The organism is Streptomyces sp. NPDC048111 (assembly GCF_043202815.1).
Taxonomy (GTDB): Bacteria; Actinomycetota; Actinomycetes; order Streptomycetales; family Streptomycetaceae; genus Streptomyces.
Genome location: NZ_JBIDBD010000005.1, coordinates 100,246 through 126,046 on the forward strand (window position 1 = coordinate 100,246; position 25,801 = coordinate 126,046).

At 67.0% G+C, this 25,801-nt stretch carries 30 protein-coding genes and 1 tRNA gene; 8 read left to right on the forward strand and 23 right to left on the reverse strand.

What is annotated here, in order from left to right; all coding sequences use genetic code 11:
* Positions 1 to 92 precede the first annotated feature (92 nt).
* The 12 genes from ACGF3I_RS12060 to ACGF3I_RS12115 all read right to left on the reverse strand — a co-directional run bounded on the left by ACGF3I_RS12060 (position 93) and on the right by ACGF3I_RS12115 (position 7,476).
* Positions 93 to 1,271 (reverse strand): tyrosine-type recombinase/integrase, encoded by a 1,179-nt coding sequence (locus ACGF3I_RS12060; RefSeq protein ID WP_393130799.1) that lies wholly within the window; start codon positions 1,269 to 1,271, stop codon positions 93 to 95.
* Positions 1,271 to 1,492 (reverse strand): helix-turn-helix domain-containing protein, encoded by a 222-nt coding sequence (locus ACGF3I_RS12065; protein WP_014155129.1) that lies wholly within the window; start codon positions 1,490 to 1,492, stop codon positions 1,271 to 1,273. Before ACGF3I_RS12065 ends, ACGF3I_RS12060 begins: the two co-directional genes overlap by 1 nt.
* Before the next feature lie 2 nt (positions 1,493 to 1,494).
* The gene (repSA, locus tag ACGF3I_RS12070) at positions 1,495 to 2,910 is read right to left on the reverse strand and encodes a replication initiator protein RepSA (RefSeq protein ID WP_393130802.1); all 1,416 of its coding nucleotides are present in this window, start codon (positions 2,908 to 2,910) and stop codon (positions 1,495 to 1,497) included.
* A gap of 91 nt (positions 2,911 to 3,001) precedes the next feature.
* Positions 3,002 to 3,316 (reverse strand): SpdD-like protein, encoded by a 315-nt coding sequence (locus ACGF3I_RS12075; RefSeq protein WP_358872179.1) that lies wholly within the window; start codon positions 3,314 to 3,316, stop codon positions 3,002 to 3,004.
* Positions 3,317 to 3,343: 27 nt separating this feature from the next.
* Complete coding sequence (locus tag ACGF3I_RS12080; protein WP_329308785.1) at positions 3,344 to 3,499, reverse strand: hypothetical protein; 156 nt, start codon at positions 3,497 to 3,499, stop codon at positions 3,344 to 3,346.
* Between the two features lie 12 nt (positions 3,500 to 3,511).
* Positions 3,512 to 3,703 (reverse strand): mobile element transfer protein, encoded by a 192-nt coding sequence (locus tag ACGF3I_RS12085; RefSeq protein WP_003967784.1) that lies wholly within the window; start codon positions 3,701 to 3,703, stop codon positions 3,512 to 3,514.
* Positions 3,704 to 3,708: 5 nt separating this feature from the next.
* A complete protein-coding gene (locus tag ACGF3I_RS12090; protein ID WP_358872180.1) occupies positions 3,709 to 3,894 on the reverse strand; it encodes a hypothetical protein in 186 nt (61 codons plus the stop codon).
* Positions 3,895 to 3,912: 18 nt separating this feature from the next.
* Positions 3,913 to 4,578, reverse strand: a complete 666-nt coding sequence (locus tag ACGF3I_RS12095; RefSeq protein WP_393130807.1) for a DUF2637 domain-containing protein — start codon at positions 4,576 to 4,578, stop codon at positions 3,913 to 3,915.
* Positions 4,578 to 4,763 carry a hypothetical protein gene (locus tag ACGF3I_RS12100; protein ID WP_098898778.1) on the reverse strand — a complete coding sequence of 62 codons (186 nt, stop codon included), beginning with the start codon at positions 4,761 to 4,763 and terminating at the stop codon, positions 4,578 to 4,580. The genes ACGF3I_RS12095 and ACGF3I_RS12100 overlap by 1 nt, the downstream gene beginning before the upstream one ends.
* A 79-nt stretch (positions 4,764 to 4,842) precedes the next feature.
* A complete protein-coding gene (locus ACGF3I_RS12105) occupies positions 4,843 to 6,195 on the reverse strand; it encodes an FtsK/SpoIIIE domain-containing protein (RefSeq protein WP_393130811.1) in 1,353 nt (450 codons plus the stop codon).
* A 2-nt stretch (positions 6,196 to 6,197) separates the two neighbouring features.
* Positions 6,198 to 6,557, reverse strand: a complete 360-nt coding sequence (locus ACGF3I_RS12110; RefSeq protein ID WP_032781844.1) for a hypothetical protein — start codon at positions 6,555 to 6,557, stop codon at positions 6,198 to 6,200.
* 139 nt (positions 6,558 to 6,696) lie between these two features.
* Entirely contained in the window at positions 6,697 to 7,476 is a 780-nt protein-coding gene (locus ACGF3I_RS12115) for a GntR family transcriptional regulator (protein WP_393130813.1), read from the reverse strand.
* An 18-nt stretch (positions 7,477 to 7,494) separates the two neighbouring features.
* Here ACGF3I_RS12115 and ACGF3I_RS12120 point away from each other — a divergent pair, with 18 nt between their 5' ends.
* A complete protein-coding gene (locus tag ACGF3I_RS12120; protein WP_393130816.1) occupies positions 7,495 to 7,959 on the forward strand; it encodes an NUDIX hydrolase in 465 nt (154 codons plus the stop codon).
* Positions 7,960 to 8,327: 368 nt separating this feature from the next.
* Here ACGF3I_RS12120 and ACGF3I_RS12125 read toward each other — a convergent pair whose 3' ends face one another.
* The 3 genes from ACGF3I_RS12125 to ACGF3I_RS12135 all read right to left on the reverse strand — a co-directional run bounded on the left by ACGF3I_RS12125 (position 8,328) and on the right by ACGF3I_RS12135 (position 12,622).
* Entirely contained in the window at positions 8,328 to 9,731 is a 1,404-nt protein-coding gene (locus ACGF3I_RS12125; RefSeq protein ID WP_393130818.1) for a GTP pyrophosphokinase family protein, read from the reverse strand.
* Positions 9,732 to 9,835: 104 nt separating this feature from the next.
* The gene (locus tag ACGF3I_RS12130; protein ID WP_393130820.1) at positions 9,836 to 11,476 is read right to left on the reverse strand and encodes an ATP-binding protein; all 1,641 of its coding nucleotides are present in this window, start codon (positions 11,474 to 11,476) and stop codon (positions 9,836 to 9,838) included.
* A gap of 18 nt (positions 11,477 to 11,494) precedes the next feature.
* Complete coding sequence (locus ACGF3I_RS12135; protein WP_393130822.1) at positions 11,495 to 12,622, reverse strand: hypothetical protein; 1,128 nt, start codon at positions 12,620 to 12,622, stop codon at positions 11,495 to 11,497.
* A 674-nt stretch (positions 12,623 to 13,296) separates the two neighbouring features.
* Between ACGF3I_RS12135 and ACGF3I_RS12140 the strand changes: the two genes are divergently transcribed.
* On the forward strand, positions 13,297 to 13,704 hold the full coding sequence (locus ACGF3I_RS12140; protein WP_393130825.1) for a hypothetical protein: 408 nt from the start codon (positions 13,297 to 13,299) through the stop codon (positions 13,702 to 13,704).
* A gap of 279 nt (positions 13,705 to 13,983) precedes the next feature.
* On the opposite strand, the gene ACGF3I_RS12145 is transcribed toward ACGF3I_RS12140, so the two are convergent.
* The 4 genes from ACGF3I_RS12145 to ACGF3I_RS12160 all read right to left on the reverse strand — a co-directional run bounded on the left by ACGF3I_RS12145 (position 13,984) and on the right by ACGF3I_RS12160 (position 16,058).
* Entirely contained in the window at positions 13,984 to 14,292 is a 309-nt protein-coding gene (locus ACGF3I_RS12145) for a hypothetical protein (protein WP_393130827.1), read from the reverse strand.
* On the reverse strand, positions 14,289 to 15,032 hold the full coding sequence (locus tag ACGF3I_RS12150) for a GntR family transcriptional regulator (protein WP_393130829.1): 744 nt from the start codon (positions 15,030 to 15,032) through the stop codon (positions 14,289 to 14,291). The genes ACGF3I_RS12145 and ACGF3I_RS12150 overlap by 4 nt, the downstream gene beginning before the upstream one ends.
* Entirely contained in the window at positions 15,029 to 15,253 is a 225-nt protein-coding gene (locus tag ACGF3I_RS12155; protein ID WP_207564452.1) for a hypothetical protein, read from the reverse strand. The genes ACGF3I_RS12150 and ACGF3I_RS12155 overlap by 4 nt, the downstream gene beginning before the upstream one ends.
* Before the next feature lie 526 nt (positions 15,254 to 15,779).
* On the reverse strand, positions 15,780 to 16,058 hold the full coding sequence (locus ACGF3I_RS12160; RefSeq protein WP_358872190.1) for a hypothetical protein: 279 nt from the start codon (positions 16,056 to 16,058) through the stop codon (positions 15,780 to 15,782).
* Between the two features lie 78 nt (positions 16,059 to 16,136).
* Between ACGF3I_RS12160 and ACGF3I_RS12165 the strand changes: the two genes are divergently transcribed.
* On the forward strand, positions 16,137 to 16,892 hold the full coding sequence (locus ACGF3I_RS12165) for a GntR family transcriptional regulator (protein WP_266410280.1): 756 nt from the start codon (positions 16,137 to 16,139) through the stop codon (positions 16,890 to 16,892).
* Between the two features lie 113 nt (positions 16,893 to 17,005).
* Entirely contained in the window at positions 17,006 to 17,449 is a 444-nt protein-coding gene (locus ACGF3I_RS12170) for a hypothetical protein (RefSeq protein ID WP_393130832.1), read from the forward strand.
* Between the two features lie 240 nt (positions 17,450 to 17,689).
* Here ACGF3I_RS12170 and ACGF3I_RS12175 read toward each other — a convergent pair.
* Both ACGF3I_RS12175 and ACGF3I_RS12180 read right to left on the reverse strand, forming a co-directional pair.
* A tRNA-Ser gene (locus ACGF3I_RS12175) sits at positions 17,690 to 17,779 on the reverse strand.
* 50 nt (positions 17,780 to 17,829) lie between these two features.
* Entirely contained in the window at positions 17,830 to 19,404 is a 1,575-nt protein-coding gene (locus ACGF3I_RS12180; protein WP_393130834.1) for a S1C family serine protease, read from the reverse strand.
* 260 nt (positions 19,405 to 19,664) lie between these two features.
* Between ACGF3I_RS12180 and ACGF3I_RS12185 the strand changes: the two genes are divergently transcribed.
* From ACGF3I_RS12185 to ACGF3I_RS12195, 3 genes are all read left to right on the forward strand, one after another.
* On the forward strand, positions 19,665 to 20,492 hold the full coding sequence (locus ACGF3I_RS12185) for a glycerophosphodiester phosphodiesterase (protein ID WP_393130837.1): 828 nt from the start codon (positions 19,665 to 19,667) through the stop codon (positions 20,490 to 20,492).
* 53 nt (positions 20,493 to 20,545) lie between these two features.
* The gene (locus ACGF3I_RS12190) at positions 20,546 to 21,157 is read left to right on the forward strand and encodes an ATP-binding protein (RefSeq protein ID WP_393130840.1); all 612 of its coding nucleotides are present in this window, start codon (positions 20,546 to 20,548) and stop codon (positions 21,155 to 21,157) included.
* A 118-nt stretch (positions 21,158 to 21,275) separates the two neighbouring features.
* On the forward strand, positions 21,276 to 22,241 hold the full coding sequence (locus tag ACGF3I_RS12195; RefSeq protein WP_393130842.1) for a DUF5926 family protein: 966 nt from the start codon (positions 21,276 to 21,278) through the stop codon (positions 22,239 to 22,241).
* 194 nt (positions 22,242 to 22,435) lie between these two features.
* Here the strand turns inward: ACGF3I_RS12195 and ACGF3I_RS12200 are convergent, their stop codons facing one another.
* Together ACGF3I_RS12200 and ACGF3I_RS12205 are read right to left on the reverse strand one after the other, a co-directional pair.
* Positions 22,436 to 22,978: a hypothetical protein gene (locus tag ACGF3I_RS12200; RefSeq protein ID WP_393130844.1), complete on the reverse strand. Its 543-nt coding sequence runs from the start codon at positions 22,976 to 22,978 to the stop codon at positions 22,436 to 22,438.
* A 181-nt stretch (positions 22,979 to 23,159) separates the two neighbouring features.
* Positions 23,160 to 23,822, reverse strand: a complete 663-nt coding sequence (locus ACGF3I_RS12205) for a bifunctional DNA primase/polymerase (RefSeq protein ID WP_393130846.1) — start codon at positions 23,820 to 23,822, stop codon at positions 23,160 to 23,162.
* Between the two features lie 441 nt (positions 23,823 to 24,263).
* Between ACGF3I_RS12205 and ACGF3I_RS12210 the strand changes: the two genes are divergently transcribed.
* On the forward strand, positions 24,264 to 25,751 hold the full coding sequence (locus tag ACGF3I_RS12210) for a PP2C family protein-serine/threonine phosphatase (protein WP_393131239.1): 1,488 nt from the start codon (positions 24,264 to 24,266) through the stop codon (positions 25,749 to 25,751).
* Positions 25,752 to 25,801 lie beyond the last annotated feature (50 nt).

Sequence of the window (25,801 nt, forward strand, 5' to 3'; positions counted from 1 at the left end):
GATCAATAGCACGACGTAGCCACAGAGAAGCTGCCAGGACACGCACGTTGGGTACCCCTCGGCTGAGGGGTACCCAACGCAACCAAACGACTTCAAAGGGGCGCGATCGCCTCCGCGGTGCCGTCATCGCCGTCGTTACGCCCAGCGCCTGTCTTCGGCCCGGGCTCGATCCCGCTGAACCAAGAGTCCGCCGCTTCGGCGACCTGATCGTCACGACCGGCGACGGGCCGTGCGTAGTGCCGGGTAGTGACGCTCGCGTTCGAGTGCCCGAGCCGGTGCGCGGCGGTCATTACGCCGTACCGGTCGGCGACCCACGTCCCGTGCGAGGCGCGGAGATCGTGCGGCGTGACGTCGGTGAGCCCGGCCGCCACCACGGCGGGGTCGAAGTACGCCTTGCGCCACTGGTTGTAGCGCAGAGGCTTGCCGCCGGGCGTGACGAAGAGGAGTGCGTCATCCCCGCCGGGCAGCGTCTCCAGGTGCCGGCCGATCCGCGCCGCGAGTGACGGCCCGATCCGCAGGACCCGCTTCTGATGGGACTTGGGAGTGTCGAAGACGAGGGTGCCGTTCGCTTCGGCCAGGTTCTCATCGACGAGGACCAGGCCGCCCGACACATCGATGTCCGCTCGCCGCAGCGCGAACGCCTCCCCGACCCGCAGACCCGCGTAGGCGAGCAAGGAGATCAGCAAGTCATGCGGTTTCGTCGCGCTCCGCACGATCCGTGAGGCTTCCAGCGGGGTGAGGATGTGCGGCTCGGTCTGCGGCATGCGAGGCAGCTTCACACCCCGGCACGGGGTCTGCCCGATCATCTCGTTGTCGACGGCCGCCCGCATGATCTGCGAGAGCACCCGGTAGGCCTGCCTGATCCGCGAGGCGCTGAGACCACGGGTCTTCATCGCGCCGACCCATTCCACGATGGTGATCGGCCGAAGGCTGGACAGCTCACGATCACCGAGCGCCGGAACAATCAGTGAGTTGATCAGGGATCGGTACGACGCCTGTGTTTTGTGCTTGAGCTGCGGGGAGACAGCGGTGAGCCATCGTGCGGACCAGTCGCGGACGGTGGTCTTCCCCTCAGCGGGATCGACCCAGCGGCCCTCCTCCATCTCGATGCGCTTCCGCGCCAGCCAGCGATCGGCGTCCGTCGTTGTCGCGAACGTCTGATCAGCGGCACGCAGCACGCCGTCAGGCCCCGGATACCGAGCCTGGAACCGGCCGGACGGCAGCTTCCGGATCCGGCCGAAGGCGCGTCGGGACTTGCGCTTGGCGGGCATCAGGCAGCCCTCCGGTACGAGTACGCCGAGGCAGGCCGCAGGACGATCGGCGCCACCGTGTGGGCACTGACGTACTCCTCCACGGCACTCTCGGGGATGCGGACGTGTCGACCGACCTTGACGAACGTGATGCGGCGTTCCTCGATGAGCCGGCGAGGGAAGCGGAGACCGGTGCCGAGGCGTTCGGCGACCTGATTCACGGTGAGCAGTCGGTCTGCCACGGTCACCACTCCCCCTCGTTGGCGGTGCGTTCCTTCAGCGCGTCGCGGGCGGTCTCGCGGTTGGTCTGGAGGTCACGGGCGATGGTGGCGGCGAGGGCTCCTTCCCCGGGGGTGTGCCCGTGGCCGACGTACTGCCAGTCCGTCAGTACGAGGACGGTGTCCGGTTCGCGGTCGGCGAGGCTGAGAGCAGACGCTTCCTGGGCGGCGCGGTAGTCGGCGCGTTCCTGGCGGAGGGCGCCGAGGGTGGTCGAGTAGGTGCGGGACTTGGACGAGAAGTGGCCGCGGAAACCGAGCATGTGGGCCCAGGCCCAGAGGCGCCGGTCCGGATAGAGGCTGTCGAGCTCACGGCATGCGGTGATGAGCCGACGAGTGTGATCGGGAACGCGGTGGCGGTCGAGTTCGGCGAGTTCACCGATACGGCGGTCCAGGGTGCCGGTGTTCTCGGCAGCTTTGGTGGCGTACTTGGCCACGTACGAGGCGACTGCCTGTTCGGTGACATCTGAACCGTCGCCGAAGGCCTTGACCGGGCGGACGTCGAGCTGTCGGCCCCACCGGAAGGTCCGGGCCGACTGTTCACCGGCAGCCGGGACAGAGACCGACGTGTACGAGTGCGTGGCTGCGGCGCGTATAGCGTCGGTGAGGAGATCGACCGTGGCCCAAGAGGGCGGCGGAGTACAAGGCCCTTCCGGGCCGTCGAGACGTACGACGGCGTGGAAGTGGAGTGCTCCGCGCTTCTGGAATTCGGCGACCTTGCCGAAGGAGACGCGGAGGTGGTCGCCCAGCTCACGGCGTGGAATGCCCGCGTGGATGGCGAGTTCGCGGCGGAGTCGGGTGGTGAAACGCTGCCAGAGCTCCCCGGCGTGGTTGTTGAAGAGCACGGCGCCCGCGTAGTCGTAGGTCTCCGGATCAAGGGCGGAGCCCAGGTCCCCGGAGTCCGAGGCGTGCGCCGTGCCGCACCGGCAGGTGCCCCGGTCGGGGCGGTTGTGGACGGGGCCGAACGAGGGTGCGGTGAGGGTGGCGAAGACGCGCGGGTGGTCGCGAACGGCGGCGGTGATGTCGCGGCGGTCGTCTCCGGCGAGGCCGGCGCGGATCAGGTGGTAGGTGTCGCCCGCGTAGGTCCAGGCACAGGAGGGGCAGCGGGAGGCACGGCGGTTGCCGCAGGCGATGCGGAGACGCCCGCCCGGCTCGTACGCGGTCGAGTAGCGGTGCAGGGTCTCGCCGGTGGTCTTGTCCTTGTGGGTTACCCAGCCGCTCAGATGGACGGGGTCGGCACAGCCGCCGGTGCGGCGGATCTGGTCCTCCCAGCGCGTGTAGTCGGAGGCCGAGGCCACGCGGAGGACGTCCCCGAGGACGGTCGGGTCGAGCTGTGGGGCGGGCATGGACCCCTTCTGCTTCCAGGGTGAGGGCCGGTGGGCCATGCTGGAGGTTCCTTCCGGTTGCGAGATCGATCGGTGGGCACGGCTCCCGGGCGGCGGATGCTTGGCGGTATCGAGGCCGCCCGGGGGCCGGTCAGCGGCGTTTGGCGTCGGACGCGATCAGGGAGCGCAGGACGACCGCGCAGACGGCGACCGATGCGCTGGTGACGGCGACCGCCAGGAGCAGCGAGACCAGGACGGTGCCGACGACCAGGACGACGGCAGTACCGGCACCGACGAGCGCGACCGCAGTGCCGGGGGCGAGCTGTACGACCGGACGGGACGGCTCAGGGACGGCGGCGGGTGCCGGGGCAGGCGTGCCCGGCGTGATGGTGGTCGGCTGGACGACGGCGGGCGGGGTGACAAGGCCCGAGGGCTGCGGCATGGTCGGGATCTTGGGCTGGAACATGAGTGGTTCTCCTCTCCCGGGCGCGGGTTACTTGACGGCGGTGTCGATGACGGACGCGAACAGGCTGTCGGCGAGGAGGTAGCCGCCGAGGAGGAGCACGCAGATCAGCCACACCGGCGGACGGAAGAGCTTGATGCCGAGGTAGCCGACGCCCAGCAGGGCGATCCAGAGGGGGACGTCCATGGACGCTGTCTCCTAACGGACGGTGCAGCGGTGGGTACGGGCAGCGAGTTGGGCAGCGGTCCGGCTGGAGTAGTCGGCGGACCAGCCGCAGCGGTCGGCAGTGCAGACGGCGGCGTGGGCGGTGCGGCCGGTGCGGTCGCGGTGGGTGCCGATCTGCACGGGGCCGATTCGCATCACGGAGTGGAAGCTGTCGCGGGCGGGCATGCCGGTCAGCCGTTGTCGGTCGTCGGGTCGGTGTACTGGGCGCGGATGCTGCGGGCGGCGGCCGGGTCGTCGACGCGCCGTGCGGCTTCCTCGGCGAGCAGGTGGGCGAGGAAGGGACGTCCGGCTGCGGCCATCTCACGCGCTCCGTCGAGGTAGTCGGCCACGGTCAGGGCGGCGGGATCGTGGGTCATCTCAGTTCTCCTTTGCGGTCAGCTGAGGCGGGCGGCGATGGCGTCGGCGAGGTGGGGCGGAACGCCGAGGCGGGAGCGGAGGGTGTCGGTGTCGATCGGTGATCCGGTGCGGGTGCGGTACTCGTCGGCGACCTTGCGGGCGTGGTCGATCAGCACGGCGGGAACAGGCGGCTCAGGGGACGGGGCCGGTGGCGAGGACAGGGCCGTTGTCGCAGGGGGCTCATCGGCCTGGGATGGGATCGGGGCGGCGTCAGGCACACGCGCCGGCCCGGCGTCCTTCGTCTCCGTGACGGCGGCTGACGGAGCTGGCTCCGGCCTCCCCGACGAGTGGGCGAGGAGAGTGCCGCCGAGGAAGGCGAGTGCGGGCCATCCGGCGATGCCGAGCCGGAGCGGGGCCGGCGGGTCCGCCAGGTCGAGGAACCCGGCGGTGGCGACGTTGGCGCCGAGCGACGCGAACAGGGCGATCAGGAACCAGCACCAGGCCAACCGGGACGGGCCCTCGCTGCGCAGCCGACGCCAGGCGGCGACAAGGAGCAGGTCGACGCTGACCGGGTAGGCCCATGCCTTCCAGCCGTCCTGTCCGGCCGCGGCGGCGAGGTCGTGCAGGTGGGCGAAGGACAGGGCTCCGGCGATAACCGCCTGGATCAGCACCGCGTCGATCCGGAGACCGTGCCGGGCGCCCATCAGGAGTCCTCAGCGGGGTCGGAGTCATCCGGGAACGTGCCCGGCGGCGGCTCCGGCAGCGACACGGCGAGGGACGGGCTGACGGCGTCCACGAAGTCGAGGTCGGCGCCGGCCATGTCGGCGTACAGGGCGAGTTGGCCGAGCAGAAGCACGGTCCGGGCGAAGTCCTCGCAGTCGGGGCACATGGCGGTTCTCCCTTCTCTGGGCATGGCAGCGGTAGGGACTCGGCGCGAAGACGGTCACGCCTACCGGGTGGGGGAGAGATCAGGCGGTGGCCGGAGCGGCCTTCGCCGATGGCACAAGCTCGGTGGCGGTGCCGGTGGTGGGCCGGAAATGGGCCAGCTCGGGCAGGTCCGGGGTCCTGTGGGCGTACCGGTTGCAGAGGTTCACGGCCTGGCGGAGCGAGGTGTGCGGAGCGCGGATGCGGTGCCAACCGCCGGACGCGTCTCCCGCGATGGCGAGGCCTCGCAGTTCGGCGGGGATCTGGATGGCGGCGAGGACCGCGTCCGGGGCGATGTCGCCGAAGGCCATGTTGGCGGAGGTCTCGTCGTTGAGACGGTGGGCGGTGCGGCCGGTGAGTTGGGCGCGGAGCATGGTGATGCCCTTGCCGAGTTCGGAGCCGAAGCGCTGTCCGCAGATTTCGAGGTAGATACCGGCAGCGCGGCCGAGCTGCGCGAGACGGACCAGGGCGGTGATGATGCGGTCTCGCCGCTTCTCCTCCTCCTTCGTTGCGTACAGGGCGAGTTCGGCCACCTCGTCGACCAGGACGACGACCGGGGTCGGGCGGAGCTCATCAGGCAGGTCCCAGATGTCGGCGGCGATCTCCGCGTCCGGCACGTCGACGGTGATGCGCTGCTGGGTACGGATGAGGCGGTAGACGTCCGCCATGCGCGCCACGAGTGCATCGAGGAGTTCTGCGGCGGTGTCCGGGCTGTCGGCCAGCGCTGAGAACCGGCGTGCCAGCGGGAAGAGTTCGACCCCTTGTTTGCAGTCGATGCCGACGAGGGCGACGTCCAGAGGAGCAAGGCCGGCGACCAGGTTGCGTTGGTAGACCGACTTGCCGGACTCCGTGGCGCCGAGGGTGAGGGCGTGAGGTATCGCTCGGTAGTCGCGGTAGTGCACCGATCCGTCCTCCCGAAGGGCGACCGGTACCCGCATCGCCCGGGTCTCCGTCTCAGCAGGCATCTGCACCCGCTTGAGCACGTCGTATCCGGTCATCCGCACCTCGACGACACCTGACCGCACCTCACGCGAGGTCACGCCGAACATCGAGAACGAGTGCCGAAGCCGGTCCGAGGCCGCAGCGATGTCGAAGACGTCCTGGCCGGGACGGAGCTTGAGTCGGAGGACCAGGCCGGTGCGAGTCGGCCGCAGTCGCCGGATACGCGGTGGGCGGGGCTCGGGTATCGGCCGGTTGGTGGTCCGGGCCAGGGCTAACCGCCACCGCGCCGGCGGAACGGTCAACCCGCACGCACCCATGACCGACCGGTACCGGATCAAGACCCGCAGCGCGGCCAGAGTTACCCCGAAGGCCAGCCAGTACCAGGCGGGCCGCCGCCACCGCAGGAGACCCGCGGCGGCGATGACCAGCACCAGAGCGACCGTGAAGGCGGTCACGATCAGGCCGCCTTCGATCCTGCGGCGGCGACATCGGCGAGCGAGGTGACCGCAACCGCGCGGAACGCGATGCCGTGCCGTCGCTGACCGTTGAAGTCGTTCTCCCACGGACGGGCGACCAGGCCGGTGAGCGCGACCGGCGTACCCATGGACAGCTCACCGGTGATCCCGGGCTCCGGAACGGTGACGGACAGGATCTCCACCTCCTCGTTCGCCGCGAACATCACGTCCACGGTCATGAGCTGAGCACCGGTCTCCATGTCGGTGGCGATCTCACCGGTGCGGCGGTCACGGACCTTGACCTGCGGAGTCTTGGCGACCATCACGACAGCGCTGGAGGTGTCGACGGGAATCTGACGCACAGCAGATCACTCCTCTATAGATGCTGAACTCCGCCACTCATGTATATGAGTGACATGAAGAAGAGTGCTTGACTCCTGTACATGAGTCAACCCGCCGCGAAGAAGAACTCGCGACGGGCTGCGCAAAGTTGAGTGGACGTCAGTCGACGGCAGGGATCCGATACTCGAAAACGAACTGGTCAGCGGCCATGAGCGTGTCGCACACCTCGACCACCCGACCCGCGGTCGTACGGGCCTCCCGGACCAGGTGAACCACGGGCGCGCCAGGGCTGAGCGCCAGTTCCGACGCCTCCGACTTCGAGGCCGGCCGCGCTTGCAGCGTCTCGACGAACTCCGCGAACTCATGGCCGTGGTCTTCGAGTCGGGCGTAGATGCCACCGCCCCCGGGGTTCTCTGCGAACAGCTCGGGGATCTCCTTCACCACGTCCCAGGGCAGGTACGACGAGGCGGTCTCCACCGGGGTGCCGTTACGGAAGTAGAGGCGCCGACGGCCCAACACCTGCGTACCGGCGGGCACGCCCAGGCGCTCGGCCGCATCCTCGGGCACGTCCATGGGGCCGATGTAGAGGACGCTGACTTTCGCGGTGGCGCCGGACTGCGTGGACTCCGCGAGGTAGGCGGCCTGGCCACCTTGCCGGAGCGAGCGCCGGAACCGATCGGAGGAGCGGTGCCGTACGGGGGGCCGGTTCTTCACAATTGAGCCCTTGCCGTGCCTGGTCTCGACGAGCCCACTCGCCCGAACCTCGACCATGGCCTTACGGATTGTTCCACCGGAGACGCCGTAGCGGTCCACCAGCTCGGATTCGCTCGGCACCATGTCGCCGGCTTTGAGAACCCCCGCCCGGATCTGCTGCACGAGGTCATCAGCGATCTGCACATACCGAGGACCGGAACCGGCCCCTCCCGCCGCAGTTCCCATAGTCCTTCCCTGCCTCCTATGCTCCTCTACATGAGTCAATCACAGGAAGCGACACCCGCTCCCATGCACTCCGTGTCCGTAGCCGGAGTAGTGGTACGCGAGGACGGCCGCCTCCTGGCAATCCGCCGAGCCGACAACGGCACCTGGGAGCTCCCCGGCGGCATCCTCGAACTCAAGGAGACGCCGGAAGCCGGCGTTGCCCGCGAGGTCTGGGAAGAGACAGGCATCCACGTCGAGGTGGACCAGCTCACCGGCGTCTACAAGAACACCACCCGCGGCATCGTCGCGCTGGTCTTCCGCTGCAAGCCCTCCGGCGGCACCGAGCGCACATCAAGCGAGTCGACAGCCGTCTCCTGGCTCACGCCCGACGAGGTCAGCGAACGCATGGCCGAGGTCTACGCGGTCCGCCTCCTGGACGCCCTGGACAGCAACGGCCCCCACGTGCGGAGCCACGACGGCAAGCAGCTCATCACAGCGGGATAGGACTTTCCCTACTTCATCAAGGCGGCTCGCTCCGCTCGCCGCGCGCGGCCCGGCCCCCGGCCGGGCCTGCGCTCCTGTCTCCGTCCCGCTCCAGCCCGGCCGGCGCCCGTGCCGCGCTCAGAGCAATCAGCCGCCTGATGCCAGAGAAGGGGTACGTCGTGGCTGGGGCGGTCGGCTCCGCGGCTTTACGCAGCCACTTTGGCGCGAGCCTCGAAGATCATGGCCCCAACGTCGTGCTTTACCGGGCAGGTCCACAGACTGCCCGACGCGCCGGAAGCTTACGGGGCCATGATCACTCGCGCCAAAGCAGCTCCAGCCCAAAGCCGCTCCACCGACCTACGGCGAGTGTGGTACAGGTCTCTCGTTGTTCAGGAAAGCCACTTCTTTACCGCATCAAGTTGCCGTCGACTGAGAGTCGTAACCCCACGGATCCGATTGACTGTCCAGGTAAGGTAAATCGCCTTGATTTCCTCGGGAGTCAACGCATGACTTAGGTTACCAGAAAGCAAGAGAGACTTAGCAATATAGTCGAGATTCGTCCTGGAGATCGCGAGATCCTCAGTGTTCAACTCGCGGGCTTTACGAGTCATTTCGTTGAGTCGACTCATATCGTTCGAGGTCGCATCACTCCAGTCGACTCTTTGGGATGCCTCCGCGAGCCGCTCATAGGCCGCATTCAGGCGATCTGAAGTGAGCAGAGGGAAGGATCGATCAACCTCTCTAAGAGCCAACGCTGCGGCTGGAATTCCCGGGTATGGAGATGCCTTTTTCGCAGCGCTGTTGTCATAATCTCCAGGGAGCACATACGAAGGCGGCTCGTCCGTCACACGAGCTTCAGGGACGGCATCCCGAAGAAGCGTTTTGAAGCTACCGTAACCAAACCATCCCTGACTTACCTCTTGCCCAAATTCCTTACGTACCTCCCATGCGAGGCTGGCCAGGTCAGTAGGTTTTCCGAGATTCGCTACCCGGTTTTGCAAATAATATGTTGCTGCAGCGCGAAGTCCCAATTCAGATGCAACTGCTCCTTGGGCCTGCATCTGAGGCATGGGGAGTGTGGCCGAGAGAGCACCCTCCGATGAGGCCTCGATATTAACTGTCGCTAGCCTGTCCAACTCCTGCCTCAGATCCTGCGCAATGTCATCCACCGCAGCAAGCAGGTCCGCGATCCTGCGACTCAGCGTCTCCACCAGAGCGGGTGGAGCACTTCCCGGCTTGTAGGTGTCTTCGTGAGTAAGCTCACCCCATCCGTCCTGAAGAAGCGTCCTAACCTGCAACTCACATGTGACTACTTTTCTCCTCAATCCAGCGGGAACTGAGGTGCAGAGGTTGAAGTGGATCGCACGGTAGCCACTTTCCTTTGGATTACTCAAGTAGTCCCGGAAGGAGTCTTGCTCCTGTTCCAATACGGGCTCGGACCCCGTCTTGAAAGATTTAAGGGACGCAACGATGTCGACAACCCGCTGAACGTCTGACTTGTTATTGCACGTCACACGCAAGCCAACTAGGTCATCAATGACCGTTGGGATGTCTTCGAGGGATTTGATTCGTCCCTCATATTTCGGCAACTCTAGCTTCCTCCAGGTTCTCTCTTTCCCCTTTACTCTACCGGGCGAGACCTTAACTCGGACTCTTTCGATCTCTGGAAGTTCTACATCAAGATGCTCAGTAAGCGCTCGTGCTGCGGATTCTCGCGCCGGTTCAAGATACTTTCTACAGTAGTCCTCAAACCACTCACTAAATTCATCGTAGGCAAAAGGAAGGCTTACCATTGGTTTCCTCTCTGCTAATCAATAACGCTGCGGAGTAATATGATCCGTGCAGGTTCACCACTAGGATCAGTCACTGGGATAGCCGGCCGACACACCCTTCTCAGTCACTTTTCCCAATCGTTCACGATGGGTTCGAAGAGCACGTCATGCCACGGTCGCGCCCACTCCTGCAGGTACATGACGTCACTAGATGACGGGGCCGGATACGCGCTCTCCAATCTTACGCGCGAGGGCATAACCGCCGCATCGCCGATGAGCAAGGCTTCCCCCGCCGAAAGCATAGGAAGGGACTCAGTGAGCGGCCCGAGGGAATCAGGAATGAGTCGCTTAACGTAATTTTGATCCTCTGGATTCGTAAGACGCATGGCCAAGAAGTTGTTGCATTGCGAGAAGATAGTCTCAGAAATTTCCGCTGGCCGCTGACTGACGATAGCGGCTGTGATCCCGTATTTACGCCCCTCCTTAGCGATACGCTCGATCGCGTTGCGCGAAGAGCTATATTTCGCTAAGCCACTCTTAGGGACGTACTTATGAGCTTCTTCATAGACGACTAGCAGTGGGGTTTCGCTACGGCCTCCCAGACTCGCCTTTTTGAAATAGTAGGCGTAATCGAATAGAAGTCGCGAAACCAAGGAGACTGTCAGGCTTAGAACCTCAAAGGGGACACCACTGAGATCAATAACCGTCACATTTGCTTGGGCGCCCCTGACGTAACCAGTGAACTGCCGGAGCACGTCCTCCAACTGAACCGACTTCGCCCTATCTCCCAAAAGAAAGTCAAGGCGCCGATCATTTCGGCGATTCTCTAGACGAGTGATGAAGTTGTCCAGCTTTCCGAACAGTGGTCCGGCCTTGTCGGATTTTTTGCTAGCCGTCGACGTGTCGATTCTTTCTTCATTCTTGGCCTTAATCGCGAAAAGAACATCATCAATATCGAAGTAAAGAGGAGAGTCGTAGTGGATCAGGTCGCGCTGATCTTCAGAGCCGTCAAAATTGGATCGCTTCTCATCCGTGATGCTCTTCTTCAGGATTGCAATTTGATTGTGCGACTGCTCCTCATTGCTCTCGATAAACAAATCCTGAAGCTCCTCAGAATTGAGCAGCCAGTAGGGAAGTACGAGGGAATCGACACCTAGGTGATTAGCCTTGGGGAATGCGGTTCGATACTCTGAGTGCAGATCGAAAACGATAACGTGGGTATTGTTGAGGGCGTACTCACTTTTCTCTCGACCATCGCGGACTTCTGTCGCCTTTTGGATGATCCGAGCCATGGCGTGCGACTTCCCTGAGCCAGTGGATCCCACCACAGCAATATGACGGCTGAAAAATTTGTTGCCGTCGACGGGGACATCAACCTCTTCGTCTTGGGCCAGTTGCGCAAAATGAAATCTGTTTTGCAGATCAACGGTATTGTAAATTCTCTGCACCTCGTCCTTGAAGGCCACCGAAACCGTCTTCGGGGGAATGGCGATACCGCCACCCCCTCGCTCAAAATGGCCATCTCTGTCGATAATTCCCAACGGAACGGCCTCGATCATGTAGACCCGTTCGAGGTCACCTTCCTTTGCGGGGCGCAACTCGATTGAGTAATTCTCGATGATGGCGATGATGGCGCTTTCAGTGTTGTCATACACCTTCAAGTACGAGCCGACCTCAACTGGTTCTCCATTAGCCAACCTAGAGATGTCGTTGACTGCGATCCTGACACGGTTCGGGTAGACAGCTACCACCTCAGCACTGGACATTCCGCGACTTACCCTTCTTCAGAGAACTTGCAACAGGTCTTCGAAAGATCGGACAAAAACGTGAGAGGCGGTAGAAGCCTGATGCGGTGTCGTCACACTCTCAAATAGGTAGAAGTCATGAAATTCCTTGATGCGTACGCTGTCCATCAGAGCAGAAATATTCTCCCGATCCACAATTTTGAGCCTTAGATCGTTCACCGGCGGATTCACCAATTCATCCATTCGGAATATGCCACCGTGGTATCCGGTTCCGTCGTTGAAACGCGCGCCAGCTTCCCACAAAGCCTTTTTGATCACTAGAGCGTCGAAGTCGCCTCTGAAAGTTACGTAAGGCGGCGGATCTCCCGGCCTGGCGCAGTACTTGTCCATCAAGAGGAGGGCAACTTCCGCCAGGGTGTCTACATCCGTGTCAGTGGCACACTCGAAAGAGAAGACACGTTCGGCCGCGACGTTGACTCTTCGCAGGGTATAGCGTCTCCGTACCGCCTTCAGGTATTTTTCATATCCGCACTGCTCCACGTAAGCAGATTGAAAAATCGCTGTTCGCGCAGATGAAATCGCCTGACGTAGCGAGTGGAATGCTACCCTGCGACTCCCGATTGGATTCGAGAGGATTACATCCTTAAGATACCCGTGAAGAATCGCATGATAATAGGTAGCCTCGGCTTCATCTCGTGCGTTTAGCCGCTCTCTGATCAGCTGAAGTACCTGCCTGAATTGGCCCTGGTAATCCTCGTGGAAACTGATCTTAAAAGCACTCAGAAACTTGCTGCGCATCGACTTATCCGAGCCATCTGGAAAGTCCACCAAGATCCTATCGAGTTCTTCTTGTGTAAGCTCCCTCTCAAGTCCCGGTTGTTGATCTACGAAGTGGCAGTGCAGGATGAATTGCGCGGAGGTATCGCGCTGAAACTGACGGAACATTAGCTGTACAGCTGATGCGACGGCCGACGCAGAGAACTTCTCGGATCGATGCTTGACTTGGATGTGGTAATTCTCGACAGTCAGGTCTTGCTTACCTTCGAGTTCCGCCACCATGCCGGGATTCTCGAATAGTCGCAGAAGAGACGCGTCGAACTGATATGCGAAGCCCTTGATAGCGTGGTACCCGCCATCTCGCTCCTTCTTCGCGGCGGGGTGATTCACAGTCCGGCTCCATCGACGGCTCGATTAACTGAGGCACGGGGGTCACACTTTGAGGCCAGAAGTTCCCAAGTGCCAGATGTCAACCGATGGTAGGTGTTGTTGCGCCAGCTTGGGACGGGTTCCGGGGGATGTGGTGCAAGCACTTCGGCATGAACGCCCTGGAGAGCGACCCACCATCGATGCCTCGCATGTCGCACCGCAATCGAGGCCGGATCGAGCCGCCAACTCCTGGGCCCAGGTGACACTGACCCGCCGAGCCCTCACCGCCGACAGAACCCGAGCGGCTGTGCCTAGAAGAGCTTCACTTACTGCTTGACGCGACCGGGGTGGGAAGCAACGTGACGAAGTGCAGTACGGCGGCCAGGATCGGAGGGTCGTGTTACCGGAGGGGTGTCAGGCACCTTCCGGTGCCCCTGTTCATCAGGGAGCGTGGTCCGCGTTCGCTGTAGCCCAGCGCAAGGAAGCGGGACGCCAAGGTGCGGATCCTGCACTAGCAGCGCCAGCTGCGGCTGACATCCACAGGTGACATCAACAGCGCCGGCCGTAGGCACCCATGCGCGGCCCAGCACGTACGCTCCGATCGAGTGGGGGCCCTGCCGGGTCGCGCTGAGATCGAACTCCTAAAGCGGTGCTCTACACAGGGGCCGCTTCAATCCGGGCGCTAGGCTCGGTCCATGAACGAGGATTCGCGACGCTTGGCGAACTTCCGAGTCCACCTCGTGCCGGCGGTCCTGGCTCTGGCCAATCCGCCATGGCAACGGGATGTGTGGCTCGACTCGTCAACGTTCGAGAACCTGGACCACGTCTTCCACACGCTCTTCGACGACTTCTGTGACGCCGACAAACCCGAGGGCTACCTCGGCACGAGCCTGAGGACAGAGGAGGAGGTCGCCCTCATGAGGGAGCTTGGTGCAGCGCTCAACGCCGCCGCAGATGAAGTGCCCAACGACACCAACGCGGAGTACCTCCAGGCGGCCGCTTGGCCAGAGGTCGTGGACATCGCCGGACGGCTCGCTCAAGTCATGGTTGGCAACGACCTGGGAGAACTTGCCGCACTGCACGAGCCCAAAGCAGGGGCTTAGCCGGTCAGCCGGGCACGCAGCGAGTAGGCACCCTGAGTGCCTAACTGAGTGACAACCGCCACGCGCAGCCGCGAACAACGGTGGACGTCAGCGAACCATCAGCGCTGGCGGCGAGCGCATCGTCCCGAGGGCAGCGAGCAACCGAAGTTGCTTCGGGACAAAGCAGTCTTCAGGCCGTCCAAGGTTGACGGAAGTCAGTCGGCAAAGCCAGAGGCCCATAGCACCTGATCTGGTCAGAGCCATGGGCCTCTCTTGCCCTGCAGGTCGGCGGGCCGTAGATCAATAGGCGGACTCACGCGGATCGCTCGTTGCCAGGAGGCGACCGCGGCTCGTTGCGATGCGGACGACGTCTCGCAGAGCCCCGGTCAGCTCTGTGATCAGGCACTGCATCTCGTCGAGCGACGTGCCCCGGTCATCGAGAGCTTCTGCGGCCTCTTCCAACAGTTCCCCTGCCGTCCCGAGTTGGATCGCTTCGATGCTGTCCGCAAGGCGGGACATGTAGCCGTCCGGGTCGTCAGTGCTCAGGTAGCAGGCCTTGTCCCCGGGGCCTGACCATGGGAGGAGCCGAAGTTCGTTCGGTGTGGTCATCCTTGGGTGGGCCTCTCGTTGAGCACTTGGTGGGCGGTGAAGACGGCGTCGACTCGGTCTCCTGGGAAGGCCAGGAGCGCGGCTTCAACGACGCGACCGGTGGCGTCGGTGGCGATGCGCGTGATCGAGAGGACGGCCATGTTGTTTCCGATGCGGAGGGCCGACGCTTCGTCTGGGGTGGGAGAGCGGGCGGAGACCGTCTCTCGGATGGTGGCTGGTGACGGGCCGAGGACAGCGAATCGTGTGGCTGCCTCCTGGCACGCGGAGTCGTCGTCGAGGACTCCGGCCGGGGCCAGGTCGCGCGGGATGTAGATGCGGGCCAGGCCGTGCGGCGAGCCTTGTTCGAGGCTGAGGCAGGTGTACTCCGCGAGGGGGCTGCCCGTTGGCACCTTCAGCAACGTCGTCAGGTGCACGGAGGCGGGAACCGTGGTGCTGCGAATCGTGATGCGCAATGTTGGCTCAGCGGCGGTCCGGGGGTCCAGGGTGCCCCAGCCGCCGACGTACATGATCTTGCGGTGAGGGTGACGGACGTAGTTGCCCTTGCCGTGGATCTTCTCGACGAGTCCTTCGCCCTGGAGCACGGCGAGAGCACGTCGCAAGGTCACGGTACTGACCCTGTACCGAGCGGCCAGGCCGGCTTCGGACGGGAGGCGCTCGCCAGGCTTGATGCTGCCCGTTGTGATCTGGTTGCGTAGGTCGTCTGCGATGTCGTGATGGCGTCGGTGCACGGAGCGGGTCACCGCCTTCTCAGCAGTCGCAGGGCGGTGAGCCGGGTGCGGGCGTGTATGGCCAGCAGTTCGCCCGACTCGAAGACCAGTTGTTTGGCCCCCTGGGGAAGCTGGAAGAGGTCACTCACTCGGCATGCCTGTCCGCCGAGTTCGATGATGTCGCCGCGCTGCACGGTGGCCGCAGTGACCTCGACGGAAGAGACCAGTGCACCGCCGGGGGCCGGGGCCCTCATGCCATCACCTTCACGGGCACCGACGGGTCCGCGGTTGAGTGGCACGGGCAGACGCACACCTCGTAGATCACCGGTACGTCGTCCGTCGCCGCAGGCGGGGTCGGCTCGATGCAGGAGTGGTGCGTGCCAATCCAGCAGGCGATAGAGCGGTAGGGGACGGAAGCCGTGCCCGTCGGGTGCGGTTCTCGGCGAGGAGGCATCAGTGGGCCCCCGCGAGAACCGACCATGCGTCGGTTGGCAGATGCGGGGCGACGAGCACCGTGCGCGTCCGTGCACGCTGCTCTTCCCACGCCAGCAGGTACGGACGGACAAGCGCGACTTCCTCTCCCCTCAGCGGGTAACGGTGGACCGTGCCGGCCGGAGCCCGCCCCAGGGTGACGTTCGAAGCGTCAGCGGGCGTGGGGCAGGTGGAGGAGGCCAGTGACTGGAAGGGCGTTAAGGGGCGGCGGTGCCGGCCGTTGGGGTGGCACCGCGCTCTGGTGCGCGCGATGGCTTGGCGGATACGGTTGAGCATGCTGTTCAGCTCCTATCGCTGATAGCCCGGTCCCCCGACGTCGCCTGTCGTGGGGACCGTTTTGCGTACGACCGCCCATAAGGTGCGGCCGTTCAAGCAGGTGGCCACGAGCCCGAATCGATCGGCATCGGCCACCGCGTCCAGGACCTCCCGCCATGAGTCGGCGGAGAGCGTGTCCGGTACTTCTGCCTCGACCGTCGTGAACTGGGTGTGCTCCTCCACGCGCGGGCGGAGGCCAGCGGCAGACAAGCGGGCGGCGATAGCCGCCGCGGTCACTCCCGAAGCGGACACAGTGCACCCTCCGTTGCCAGCAATCACTTTCAGTGAAGCTAGTTAACTAGATTAGAGCTAGTGGACTAGATTTTCCATATGTCTGAGCAACCGCCGTACCTCCGCATCGCCGACGAACTCCGGCAGCGCATCGCGGAGCACGTCTGGGAACCGGGTGACCGACTCCCATCCCGCGCCCAGATCGGCCAGGAGTGCGGCGTGGGCGAGAACGTGGTGCGCAGGGCACAGGAGTTGCTGATCTCCCAAGGCGTGCTGGAAGGCCGGGCTGGATCGGGGACCTACGTCGCCGAGCCACGGGAGCGCGTGAGAGTCGTCCGGTCGTCGGCACGTGAGCAGCCCAGTGGATCCCCGTTCCGCCAGGACATGAAGGCCCTTCGCCTACAGAGCGACTGGGAAAGCCGGACCGACGCGAAGGTGCCGGCCCCGGCGGAGATCGCGACGCGGCTCGGGATCGCCGAGGGCGAGCTGTGCGTCCGTACGACGTACGAGTTCCTTGCGGACGGGAAGCCGGTCCAGCTGTCGACGAGTTGGGAGCCGTACGCCGTCACTGGCGGAACCCTCGTCGTTCTCCCCGAGGGAGGGCCCCACGCAGGGGCCGGGGTCGTGAACCGCATGGCGGCGATCGGAGTGACCGTCAGCCATGCGGTGGAGCAGCCCGAACCACGGCACGCGACCGCCGAGGAGGCGTCACTACTCGGCATCCAGAAGGCCGCACTCGTGACGCATATCCGGAGGACGTACTACAGCGACCAAAGCCGTCCCGTGGAGACAGCGGACATCGTGGTGCCCGCAGCGCACTGCGAGATCGTCTACGAGATCCCCACGCAGCGCTAGCGCCTGCCGCTACTCACCCGACATCACAGCCCTTCACGGACTTTTAGCCTTTCCACTTCGCCCCACCACTTGAGGCCCGTAGAGTGCGGCCGTCATCACGTGGAGGAGGGGCCATGTTTGGCTTGTCGGCGCACAGACTGCAACAGAGCTTCGCCGAACTAGGGGACCTGACCGGCCGCACAGCGGACGAGATCATCTCTTCAGTCGGTGCGCCAATCAGCCAGAGCATGGTGGGGCCAGGGCAAACCCTGCTCCAATGGCAAAGCGAGGGCTACCACATCGGAGTCCTGTTCGATCAAGGCCAGTTCGCGGGCATCACGAGTGAAGACTCTGGACTGGTGCCCGGGGGACGGGCCCTAGCTCAGGGCTTTGCTGCGCTCGGTAACTTGGCAGGCCGCAGCAAGGTTGAGATCGTTGCTGCAGTTGGCCCCTACTCCAGCTTTAGCGTGGCAGGCCCCCACCAGGTGCTCCTGCAGTGGCAAAGCGACGTTTACCACATCGCGCTGCTTTTCGAAGACGACATCTGCGTCGGGATCACGCACGAGTTCGCCATCTGATTCCCGTCCTCAGAGCAGTGCCAGGCTCGTCCTTCCCAGGAGAAGGGCACACAACAAGCATGTGTCGTGGCGGTATGGCCGCGACGGAGCCCCTTCAGCTTTTGATCTTCCGGAGCCGTGCCCCCCGCGTGCCCCTTCCGTGCCCGACAGAGCGGGAAACCAGGGGGAACAGCGGTCACCGGCAGGGAGCAGGCATGGCAAAGGCCCCCGACCATACGTACTGGTCAGGGGCCTCTCACCTGGCGGTGGGTGTGGGATTTGAACCCACGGTGACATCGCTGCCACGACGGTTTTCAAGACCGTTCCCTTAGGCCGCTCGGGCAACCCACCCACGCCCCGCCGACCAGCGGCGGAAGCGGCTACAGCCTACCGGCAACCGGTCAGTTGCTGTCGCCCCTGCGTTCGCCCAGGGTGATCGTGACCGTGGTCTCCTTGCCGTTGCGCTTGAAGGTGAGGGGGACCTGGTCGCCCGGCTTGTGCGTCCAGATCTCGCTGATCAGGGTCGGACCGCTGTCGATGGGCATGTCGCCGAACTTGGTGATGACGTCGCCCGGCTTCAGGCCGGCCTTGTCCGCCGGGCCGCCCGGGGTGATCGGCTGCTGGCTTCCGCTGCCCTGCGCGGAGATCTGGGCGCCGTCGGTGCCGCCGCCCGGGGCGGCCCCGCCCCCGCCGCCCTGCTGGATGCCGACCGAGGCACCGATCACCGGGTAGACCGGCTGGCCGGTCTTGATGAGCTGCTCCGCGACGTTCTTCGCCTGGTTGATCGGGATGGCGAAGCCGAGGCCGATCGAGCCCGCCTGGGACTGGCCCATGCCGCCGGTGCCCGCCGACTGGATCGCCGAGTTGATGCCGATGACCGCGCCGGCCGAATTGATCAGCGGGCCGCCCGAGTTGCCCGGGTTGATGGACGCGTCGGTCTGCAGGGCGCTCATGTACGAGGCCTTGGAGTTCTGGCCGTCGCTGGAGGCCACCGGACGGTTCTTGGCGCTGATGATGCCGGTGGTGACCGTGTTGGACAGGCCGAAGGGGGCGCCGATGGCGATCGTCGAGTCGCCGACCGCGACCTTGTCGGAGTCGCCGAGCGAGAGCGGCTTCAGGTTCGCGGGCGCGTTCTTCAGCTTGATGACGGCCACGTCGTAACCCTGGGCGCGGCCGACCACCTCGGCGTCGTACTTCTTGCCGTTGGAGAACGTCGCCGACAGCTTGCCGCCGCCGCTCGCCGCCGAGGCCACCACGTGGTTGTTCGTGAGGATGTGGCCTTCCTTGTCGTAGATGAAGCCGGTGCCGGTGCCGCCCTCGCCGTCGTTGCCCTGGGCCTCGATCGTCACCACGCTGGGCAGCGAGTTGGCGGCGACGCCCGCCACCGTGCCCGGGTCGCGCTTGAAGTCCTTGGGGGTGTCCGAGGAGGAGACCGTGGTCGAACCCGAGCCGTTGCCGTCCTCGTGGTCGGCCGCGAAGTAGCCGATGGCGCCGCCGACGCCGCCGGCCACCAGGGCCGCCACGACGACCGCGGCGATCAGGCCGCCGGCGCGCTTCTTGCGCGGTGCCGGGTGCTGCGGCGCGCCCCAGGGGTCGCCGCCGTGGCCGTCGCCTCCGCCGCCTCCGTACGAGGGGAGCACCGGCGGCGGGGGCGGCCAGCCGGCCCCGCCGCTCTGCGGGGGCGCCGACTCGTGGGCCGCGTACGCGGGGGCCGCGGTCTGCGGGGCGCCGTGGGTCGCGGGCAGCGGTTCGGTCGCCGGGTCGTGGCCGGGCCGCGGGGCCTCGGCGCCGGACGGCGGGACCGCCCCGTGGACCAGGGTGTGCTCCGCCTCGCCGGGCGCGGCGTCCGCCGGAGCGGGGGCCGGGGCGGCAGCGGGAGTGGCGGGGGCCTCGGCGGGCGCGGGAGGTGCAGCAGGTGCAGACGACGGGGCAGGCGGGACGGCCGGGACCGCGGTGCCCTCGTTCTCGGTGCTCACAGCTTGCTCTCCTCGGTTTCCACTCGGTCTTGGGGACGGTCCGGCGGGTGGGCGGTGCCGGTGCGGTCGGTGCCCCGCGTCGCCGCCGGGCACCGGCGTGGGGCTCGGCGACATCCATGGTGCGCCCGGGGCCGGACATCCGGCCCCGCACCGTGCGGATGTGACTCCGCTCAGCTTTTCCCACCGCACGTCAGGCCACTGTAAGCAGGAGCTGTGTATTCGTGCGCCAACCTGTGGCCCAGCGGTGGCACGATGGCGCGGTGACCCAAGCACGGCAGCCCTCCCCGCACAGCCCAGACCGCGCCCCCGTCCAGGTGGTGGCCCACCGCGGCGCCTCCGAGGACGCTCCGGAGCACACGCTCGCCGCGTATGTGAAGGCGATCGAGGACGGGGCGGACGCCCTGGAGTGCGATGTCCGCCTGACCGCCGACGGGCAGCTCGTCTGCGTCCACGACCGGCGGGTGAACCGCACCTCCAACGGCCGGGGCGCCGTGTCCGCCCTGGAGCTGTCCGAGCTCGCCGCGCTCGACTTCGGGTCCTGGAAGGACAGCGAGGAGAGCCCGGACTGGGGCGACCGCGACTTCACCTCCGTACTGACCCTGGAGCGGCTGCTCGAACTCGTCGCGGACGCCGGGCGCCGGGTCGAGCTGGCCATCGAGACCAAGCACCCCACGCGCTGGGCCGGCCAGGTCGAGGAACGGCTGCTGCACCTCCTCAAGAGGTTCGGCCTGACCGAGCCGTCGCCGGCCGGGGAGACCTCGCCGGTGCGCATCATGAGCTTCTCGGCGCGCTCCCTGCACCGCGTCGCCGCGGCCGCCCCCGACATCCCCACCGTCTACCTGATGCAGTTCCTCTCGCCCCGCCTGCGCGACGGGCGGCTCCCCGCGGGCGCCCGGATCGCGGGGCCCGGCATGCGGATCGTGCGCAACCACCCCGCGTACATCGAGCGGCTGCACCGGGCGGGGCACCGCGTGCACGTCTGGACGGTGAACGAACCCGAGGACGTGGACCTGTGCGTAAGCCTCGGAGTGGAGGCAATCATCACCAACCGCCCGAAGCAGGTGCTGTCCCAACTAGGCCGCGCATAACGGACTGCACAAGGAGTGCACCGGCGCGTTCGCTCCGTGTTCGACCGTGACGAATGCGTCTGCCGTCGCCGGTTGGCCGGTTTCCGGTCCAGTCCATTGGGGCATCCACACCGTGGCGTGGGGCGAAGGAGGTCTCGGGGGTGGCGTTGGTGGTGGCACAGGAGGTGCCCACGTCGTCGTGCATGGCCGTACCCCATGGCCCTGCGGGCGTGGGCAAGGCGCGGCACACGATGCGCGAGCAGCTGCTCGGCAGCGGGGTGTCCGAACCGGTCGTGGACGATGCCGTACTGGTCCTGTCCGAACTGCTCAGCAATGCCTGCCGGCACGGCAGGCCACTGGGCCGGTCCGACATAGGCGACGGCGACGTCCGGGCGGCCTGGCGGATCGACAAGGCGGGCCGGCTGACCGTCGAGGTCACGGACGGGGGCGGTCCCACGCGGCCGGTCCCGGCGACGCCCTCGGTGACCGCGCGCGGCGGCCGGGGTCTGAACATCATCAGCGCCCTCGCGCAGGACTGGGGGGTGCGGGACAGCGCGTCCGGTGAGGTCACCGTGTGGGTGATCATCATGGCGGGGCACCGCCGCGACGATTTCGCTACGCGCGTCGCAAGTCCCTCCGCGGCGGCGGGACTTGGCTTCGCGGACGCGTTCGACGACCTGGACTGAGCCGGGGCCGCGGCACCCCCCGGGGAAGGCCGTGAGGGCGGCTCGGCCGCCCGGGGCGGGCCCGTGCGGCTAGGCTCGCGCCGACACCGCACCACCGCAGTCGGGAGAGAGCCCCACCATGGCCAAGAAGCGTCCCCAGGCGAAGGCCGGCAAGCCGCAGATCAGCGACGGGGAGATCCCGGTCGTCGGGGCCCGTGAGCCCTGCCCGTGCGGCTCCGGCCGCCGATACAAGGCCTGTCACGGGCGGGCCGCGTCCCACGCCGTGACCGAGCTGGTCCAGCGCCCCTTCGAGGGCCTGGCCGGCGAGTGCGACTGGGTCGCGCTGCGCGAGCTGGTCCCGGCCGCGACCGTCCCGCTGACCCTCAAGGACGGGCTGCCCGAGGGCGTGCCGTCGGTGACGCTCGCGACCGTGCTGCCGATGGCGTGGCCCGCGCTGCGCCGCGAGGACGGCTCGGTGCTGCTCGGCCTGCAGAACGACACCCCTTCCGGCGACCTCAGCCGCGACCTGGCCGACACCCTCGGGCGCGCGCTCGTCGCCGAGCCCGGCTCGCCGGTCGCCGCGCAGCGCGCCGAGTCCGACGGGCCGCGCCTGCAGGACCTGCTGGACGCGGACGCCGCGTTCGAGCCGGAGGTGCACAGCGGCTTCGAGTTCTGGGTGCCGGACGCGGAGAGTGCCGCGAGCGAGGTGGCCGCCTCCCTGGAGCGGGCCAACGCCGCCGCGATCCCGACCGTACGGCTCAGCTCGGTCGACTCCTCGTACTGGTGCGAGACGCCCGAGAAGAACCACCTGCGCTGGGTCATGCCGCACCCCGAGGAGAAGCTGCTCGACGCGCTGGCCCGGCTGCACGCGGCCGGCACGTCCTCGCTCGGCGAGGGCACCCGGCTCGTCGGCTCCTTCCGGGCCCACGGCCTGACCGTGCCGGTGTGGGACCTGCCGGGCGACATGGGCGCCGAGGAGTGCGAGAAGCCGGCCGCCGCGTTCGCCGAGCGGCTCGCCGGGGCCCTCGCGAACGAGGAGCCGCTCACCGCGGAGGAGCGCCGGGCGCGCGGCGGGCTCACCAACCGCCAGGTGACGCTCAGCTGAGAGTGACGAGGGAGGACGGACCGGGGCGCCGAGGGGTGACCCCGGTCACAACTCCCCGTACCCACAGGTAAATCGGTGTCCGAATTACCGAGATCGAATTTGCGAACGACAGATCTCTTGTTACCGTTCTAATAGCCCGGTCGCTGGTGCATCCCCCGTCGCCAGCGACCGGGCCCTTCCATGTGCGGCTCGGCTCAACCGGCCGTGGGTTCCGTGGAGTTGCTTCCGGAACGCAACAGGAGCGGCGCGTCCTCGTCCGCCGCAGAGAACTCCGAGACCGCCGTGTACGCCCCGTCGCGGGGTGCGCCCTCCCGCGCGCCCAGGTGCGGGGTCTCGCAGGAGTCGGGCCGGTCGTCGGCCACGACCTGGCAGTTCGTCTCGATCGTCCGGCCGCCGGGGCCCATCAGCGTCAGGACCGCCCGCAGCTCGTGGCCGGTGGCGTTGCGGTAGTAGGTACGCCCCCACGTCTCGCGCCCCCGGCGCAGTACGCAGGTCTGCGCCTCGACGCCCTCGGGGGAGACCAGTTCGGGCCCGCAGTGCGAGGTGGCCTCCCGCACGGCCCGCACCAGTGGCTTGTTCAGCCGCACCGGGGTCCCCGCGAGGGGGCTTTTTGCGTCATCCGCGGCGTTCTTCCTCTCGGGACCCCCGGCGGGCCCGGCGGAGGCGGCCAGCGGCAGCAGCACGGCGCCCATCACGACGGCGGTGAGCCCGGCCATGCGGAGGTGCTGGAGATTCATGGAGGGGACCCGTCTGCCCTGGAATTCCTGATGGTGGGCCGAAGATATCCACGGCAGCCGGGCGCCCCGCGATGCGCGCGCCCAATTCCCGTACAACCAGGGCCCGCTCACACCCGAAAGAGTGAAGGCGGCCCGGGAATCCGGACCGCCTCCACTCGCCGGCGGGCGGACCCGCCCGCTCTCAGTACGCCAGCCGGCTCCCGCCGTCCGGTGCGCTGGTGCTCGCCTCCACCAGCGCGTCCACCACCGCCTCGACGTCCGGCAGCCAGGGGCCGGTGGCCCCCAGAGGCGGACGTTCCCAGCGGATCTGCCCCTTGCCGGTCTGCGACGGGGGCAGCACCAGATAGCCGCCCTCGCTGTGGAACCGCAGCGAACTGGGCACCCAGTCCTTGGAGTAGAGCAGCTCGCCCAGGCGCTCCATCGAGTACGGAGCCACCAGGAGCGACCACCGGGTGGGGGTCGCCACGACCGGGCCGAGCCGTACGCCCATGGAGTCGAGGGCGGCGAGCGCCCGGGCTCCGGCGACGGCCGGCAGGCTGATCGCACAGGGCGCGCCGGTGCCGGTGGCGAGCAGGACCGGCGCGTCCGGCCGGTTCGTCCACCACCAGCGGATCATGCGCTCGTCGGTGGTCGCCGCGAGCAGTACGGGGTCGAAGGGGTGCGCCCCGGGCACCACACACTCGGGGTCGGGGCAGGCACAGCCGCGCCCGCCCGCGGCCAGTCCCACACCGGGGAGCACGGGCCAATTCCACTGGGTCGCACAGGTCAGCGCGGCGCCGAGCTGAGCAGCCCTTTCACTGCGCCACAACCGGAACCTGCGTCGCCTTCCGAGGATCTCGCGCATGGGCGCTCGTTCCTTTCCGTTGAACGCCGAGTCCACATCACGTCATGTGTGCTTCTCTTCGCTGCGCGTACTTGCTCTGTGAGCCTGCGGTTCGGGGGGACCGCCAGGACCGAACGCGGGCGGTCACCGCCGGCTGCCACGGCCACTGCCCGTAACCATTTAAAGCATGGCGAAGGGTGGCGCGTGCATGGCGCTTGTCGTCCTGCGTACAAAAACCCCGCCGCTCGGGGATGAGGCCGGGCCGGTCGGCTCTTAAGACGCTCGGGCCGCCCGCAAGGTTCCGGAGCACTGCCAACTGCCCCGGACCACACCGATTACGTACCCAACGCGGTTGAAACGACGCACAGTTGAACGGCCTCAGTCGACCCCAGCACGGCGCCTCGGGGATCATTTTTTGGCCAACTTCCACGCCCCACGGACACCAATAGTCCCGCCATGACAATGCTGGACATCCCCTCACTTGTGCGTGTACATGTGGATGCATTGATAGCGGCGCAGAATGACATGGGGGTTTGCGATGCTATTGCGCACAATCGACCAGTCGGAAAGCCGGCTGACATGAGCGCCCCTCACCTGCCGAAAGTGGCTGGAATCGATCCAGCCGTTCCGCCGCCCGCGCACACTCACGCGCCTCTGCCCTCTCCCGCCGCTCACACCCCGCCCGGCGCGGTGCTCCAGGACCGCCTGGCCGGCTGGGTGTCCGATCTCACCACGCTGCACGAACTCACCGAGCGGCTCACCCGCACCACCACGCTGGACGAGGCCCTGAACGAGCTCCTGAAGGCCGGCGCCGCGCTGGTCGGCGCCCGCCGCGGCCTGGTCGTCCTGGAGCCGTCCGACGGGCTCGGCCCGGCCGTCACCACCGGTCTCGGGCTCGCCCACGCCGACCTCGGCCACATCGAGACCGTCCCGCGCAGCGCCACCGCGTACGGCCGCATCCTCGACGGGCTGCCGGACGCGGACGGCGGCTCGGACCTGATGTCCGACCCGGACGGCCTCGACCCCCGCCACCGCGAGGTCGCCGCCCGCCTCGGCTACGCCGCCAGTTACGCGCTGCCCCTGGCCGCCGCGGCCGGCGGCCGGCTCGGCGCCGCGGTCTGGCTCTACGACGAGAGCGCGGAGCCCGTGGAGCGCCAGCGGCACCTGGTGGGCCTCTATGTGCGCCACGCGGCCGAGCACCTGGCCCGGCTCGTCGAGCTGGAGCGGGCCCGCAGCCATGTGGCGACCGTCGCCGAGGAGCTGCTGCCCAGCCGGCTGCCCCGGGTCGCCCGCGTCCAGCTCGCCGCCCGGCACCGCACCGGGCCGCGCGGCGGCGGCGACTGGTACGACGCGCTGCCGCTGCCCGAGGGCGCGCTCGGGCTCGCCGTCGGCTCCGTCACCGGCTCGGGGCCGAGCGCCGTGGCCGCGATGGGACGGCTGCGCGCGAGCCTGCGGGCGTACGCCGTGATGGAGGGCGAGGACCCCGTCGCGGTCCTCTCCGACCTCGAACTGCTGCTGCGCCTGACCGAGCCCGCCCGCTCGGCGACCGCGCTGTTCGCCTACTGCGAGCCGGCCCGGCGCACGATCGTGCTGGCCGGCGCCGGGCACGCCCCGCCGCTGATCGTCGGGGACCGGCGCACCGAGTTCGTGGAGACCACGCTCTCGGCACCGCTCGGCATGCTGGCGTGCTGGGAGGCGCCGAGCGTGGAGATCTCGCCCGAGCCAGGAGAAACGGTGCTGCTCTACACCGACGGGCTGCTGCACCGCACCGGCGACCCGATGGACCGTGCCTTCGCCCGGCTGCACGCGGCGGCGGCGAGCGTGCCCAGGGCGGTGCGCGAGGACCCGGACGCCGTGCTCGACCACGTGCTGCGCACCGTGCTGCCCGACGGCCTCGACAAGACGGACGGCACCGAGGACGTGGTGCTGCTCGCGGCCCGCTTCGCCTGACGGAGGCGAGCGCCGCCGGGCACCAGGACCCTGGACCCCCGTCCGTACGC